This is a genomic window from Saccharomonospora iraqiensis subsp. paurometabolica YIM 90007 (genome assembly GCF_000231035.2).
GTDB lineage: Bacteria > Actinomycetota > Actinomycetes > Mycobacteriales > Pseudonocardiaceae > Saccharomonospora > Saccharomonospora paurometabolica.
In genome coordinates this window covers 35,188-39,082 of record NZ_KI912215.1, presented here as the reverse complement: position 1 = coordinate 39,082, position 3,895 = coordinate 35,188, and the positions used below count along the sequence as shown (strand labels likewise).

The window sequence follows — 3,895 nt, the reverse complement described above, 5'->3', positions numbered from 1 at the left end:
TGTGGCAGGGCCTCCGCCGGGGCCGGATGCGTGGCGGGCCGACGGCGGCCGCGACGGGGTGGCGCGCCTTCCGCCCGGCGCTGAACCGGGTCGTGCTCTCGACCACGGTGTTCCTGCTTCCCGTGGGGGCGTACCTGGCGTGGCGGCGGGCCACCTTCGACCGGTGGGTGCCGAACACGTCGGTCGCCAAGAATCAGCAGCCACCGGAACCTTCCGACCTGGCCCGGGTGGGTGAGCTGGTGTCCTACGTCGGCGCGCCGCTCGTGCTGCTGACGGTCGTGGCGCTCACGCTCGTGCTCACCCGCCCGCTGTGGTGGCGGGTGGGACTGGTCGCCCTGCTCGTGCCGCTCGGGCTGGCGGTGACGGCCTACTGCGTGCTCAACGCGGACTGGATGTCGCAGTACCGGTTCGCCACCCCGGTGTGGGTGCTCGGCGCCCTGGTGGGGGTGCTGACCACCGCGGAGGTGTTCCGCCGGTCGCGGACGGCACACCGGGCGTGGCTGGCGGGCGGGCTCGCGCTCGCGTTGACCGGCTCCGGTGCGGCACTGGCCGACTCCGCCGACTCGTTCCGCGCCCGGGGCGACGTGACCCTGTGCAACGTGGCCGACCGTTCCGGACGAGTGTTCAACGCCTACGCCGACATCCTCGGACTCGAACGGGGGTCGCTGCTGAACCCGGACCTGGGTGGGGCGGCCCTGACCAGCAGGCTGGAGCTGGTGGACATGGCGGGCCTGGCCGAACCGCGCATCGCCGACCTGCTCGCCGCCGGGGACGGGGCCGGGCTGCGCGACTACGTCTTCGAGGAGGTGCGACCGACGTTCATCCACTCCCGCGCGCCGTGGAGCACGGCCAACGGTCTCCCCGCCGACCCGCGGATGGCCCGCGACTACCACCAGATCTACGAACACCCCCGCCCGGGCCCGAGCAACGGCGACTGGGTGCGCCGCGACGTCGTCCCGGACGCGGCGACCCTGGCGGAACTGCGGGAGTACGCGCACACGACGATGGCGCCGGTGGACCGGGCGAACAAGTCGGGCGAGTGGCCGCGCCGACAGTGCGGGGAAACCCTCCGCCCCGGCCAGACCACCGTCGGCCTCACCTGAGCGACGTGATCCGGTCGGGGAGCACGCAGGTCGATCCGCACCGGGTCAGCCGTCCGGGGCGGGGCCGTCGGACGGCACCGGGCCGGGGCCGGGGGACCACCAGCCGGTGCGGACCCGCTCGCCGCGCAGCACGGTCGGTTCGCGGCCGGTCTCGTACGGGCGGACGTCGTGCAGCGTGCCCCACGGCTGGTCCGGGTCGCCGGTGAGATAGCTCGGCACCTCGGGTTCGGCGGCGACTTCCTCCAGGGTGCCGAGCATGCCGCCGGCGTCGGCGGCGGCCCATTCCGCCTCGTCGGCCAGGTCCCCCGCGGTGAGGTGGTACGCGGGCACGTCCAGGATTCCGTCGCGGATCTTCACCGGGTTCACGCACGGGTAGACGAAGGCGGCGGGCCAGTCCACGTAGACCGGCCGGTCGCCGACCTTGTCCGCCAGTGTGGTGAACGACGGGGCACGGGGCGCGGTCGCCGCGACCCAGCCGTCCTCGGTGAGGTCGTCGTCGTCCGCCGCGATCCGGACCGCCGCCGCGCCCTCGGGCACGTCGGCGAGGTCGATCCGGACGTTGTGCCACTCGTCGGTGCCACCGCCGGGGGCGAGCACCCGCCGGGTCTGCACGACCCGGGTCCCCCCGGGCGTCTGTTCGCCGAACTGGACGTCGACCGACGTGGCCTTGCCCGCGGGGGCGGACACCGTGACGACGAGCTGGTCGCCGTCCGCGTCGTCCAGCCCGAACCAGGGGGTGCGCAGGTCCCCGGTGGGCGGTCCGGTCTCGCCGTAGCTGCTCCACATCGGGGTGGTGTCCGGGGTGAGGCCGTGCGGCGGCTCGGCCAGCGGGTCGCCGTCCGCGTCCGGTGCCGGGTGGAAGCCCTCGGCGGTGGCCTGCACCGGATCACCGCCCCCGGTGGGCACACCCGCCGCCGCCCGGGAGTCGTCCGGCACGACGGTGTGCTGCCGGGGCCCCGGAACCGGGGACAGGACGCTCGCCACGGGGTCGCGTTCCACGGTGACGTCGCGCCCCAGGCCGCACCCGGTGCCGGTGAGGTGGGCGAGGTTGGCCGCGCCGAGGCTGTAGCTGTCGGACTGCGCCCACATCCCCTTGACCATGCTGCCGAACTCCGCGGCGATCACCAGGCCGCAGCCGACGATGAGCGCCAGCGATCCCCGCCACAGCGCCGACGACCGGCGTTCCGGCTCGCGGGGCGGGCCCGGGCGCCGGACGCGCAGGTTCTCCACGAAGGCCACCAGCGCCGCCACCGCGGCCGCCGCGACGAGCAGCGTCGACGCGGGAATCCCGGCGAGTTCCGGCGGGATGTCGTGCCACGGCACCCCGATCCGGGAGACGAACCAGTAGGCGTTCGGCCCGGTCACCGACAGGGCCGCCACCAGCAGCAGTCCGGCCACGAACGCGGCGCGGTTGCGTTTCGAGCGCAGCACCGACGAGCTGGTGGCCGGTGCGGTCAACGCGCCCATCGCCGCGCCGACCCCGGCGAACGCGCCGAAGTGGTGGGTCCACTTGGTGGGGGTCAGCGCGAGCAGCACGAAGAACAGCGCGACCGTGCCGATCAGCCGCCTGCTCGGGCCGAGCGCGGTGCCCGGGATGCGGTCCCGGCGCAGCAGCACGGCCAGGCAGGTGGCGGTGCTCAGCATCAGCAGCAGCACCGGGAACCGCCGGGTCGCCGCGCCGTCCGCGCTCTCGGCGAACAGCAGTTCGTAACGCTCCAGCTCCTCGAACCAGGACAGGCTGGGGCCGACCGCGTTCCGCAGCCGGACGGCCTCCAGCACCGAGGCGTACGTCTGGTCGGCGAACACGACGAACAGCACCACGAGCCCGGCGGCGCCGATCGGCACGAGTACGGGCGACCACCCGTACCGGGCCCGCTCCCGGACCAGGTGCAGCAGCGGTTTCGCCGCGACGAGGAACGGCGCCACGGCGATCAGTCCGGTGGGTGTGGCCGCGAAGGTGAACGCGGCGGCGGACAGCCCGAGGCACAGCGGCAGCAACCGCCGGGTGGCCAGGGTGCGTTCCACCGCGTACAGCGCCAGCAGCGACCCGACGGCGGCGACCGGCTCGGGACGGACCCCGTTGTTGTAGGGCAGCCACCACACGAGGAACACGGTGGCCGCCGCCCACCCCGCCGCGCGGCTCGTCCGGACCGCGTGGCCCAGCCGGGGCAGCACCGCGCGGCTGAGCAGCAGCCAGGTCAGTACCCCGAGCAGGAACGACGGCAGCCGGATCCACGGAGGGACGACGCTGACCTGCGCCATGAGGTCGTAGACGTAGTAGAACCACCCGAACGGTGCCTCGGCGACACCGAACCACCGGTGGTAGTTGGTGAGATACCCGGCGTCCCCGGCCACCCGGGACATCGTGAGGATGTAGCCGTCGTCCGAGGTCACCGGCCCGATGAACACCCAGGCGCCGAGCACGCCGACCACCGTGAGGTCACGTCCGGTGGGGCGCCACCGGCCCCGCCGCGCCCACCGCGGTGCGCGGCGGCCGACGACGGCGTCGGTACGCCGCACCGCGACCAGACAGCCCACCAGCGCCAGGCCGCCCGCCACGCCGACGGTGGTCTTCAGCCCGGTGGCCGACGACTGGTAACGGGTGTCCGGAGTGATCGAGACGCCCAACCCGGTCACCGGATCGCGCGTGTCGTCGATGTCGCTGTAGATCCCGACCACGCGCGGGCGGACGTCGCCCTCGGCCTCGTACACCGGGGACCCGCCGACGGTGACGGTGGTGCCGCCGGCGTCGGCGGCGAGCCGGACGGTGCACCCGGACGACGGCAGGGTGC

1 protein-coding gene and 1 pseudogene are annotated in these 3,895 nt (G+C 74.4%); one reads left to right on the top strand and one right to left on the bottom strand.

From position 1 onward, the window contains the following. Window positions 1-1,103: pseudogene (locus tag SACPADRAFT_RS25945) on the top strand (hypothetical protein); the annotation flags it as partial. Between the two features lie 45 nt (window positions 1,104-1,148). Here SACPADRAFT_RS25945 and SACPADRAFT_RS25940 read toward each other — a convergent pair. Next, window positions 1,149-3,895 (bottom strand): arabinosyltransferase domain-containing protein (locus SACPADRAFT_RS25940; RefSeq protein ID WP_007026817.1); only part of this gene is annotated, 2,747 nt, incomplete at its 5' end.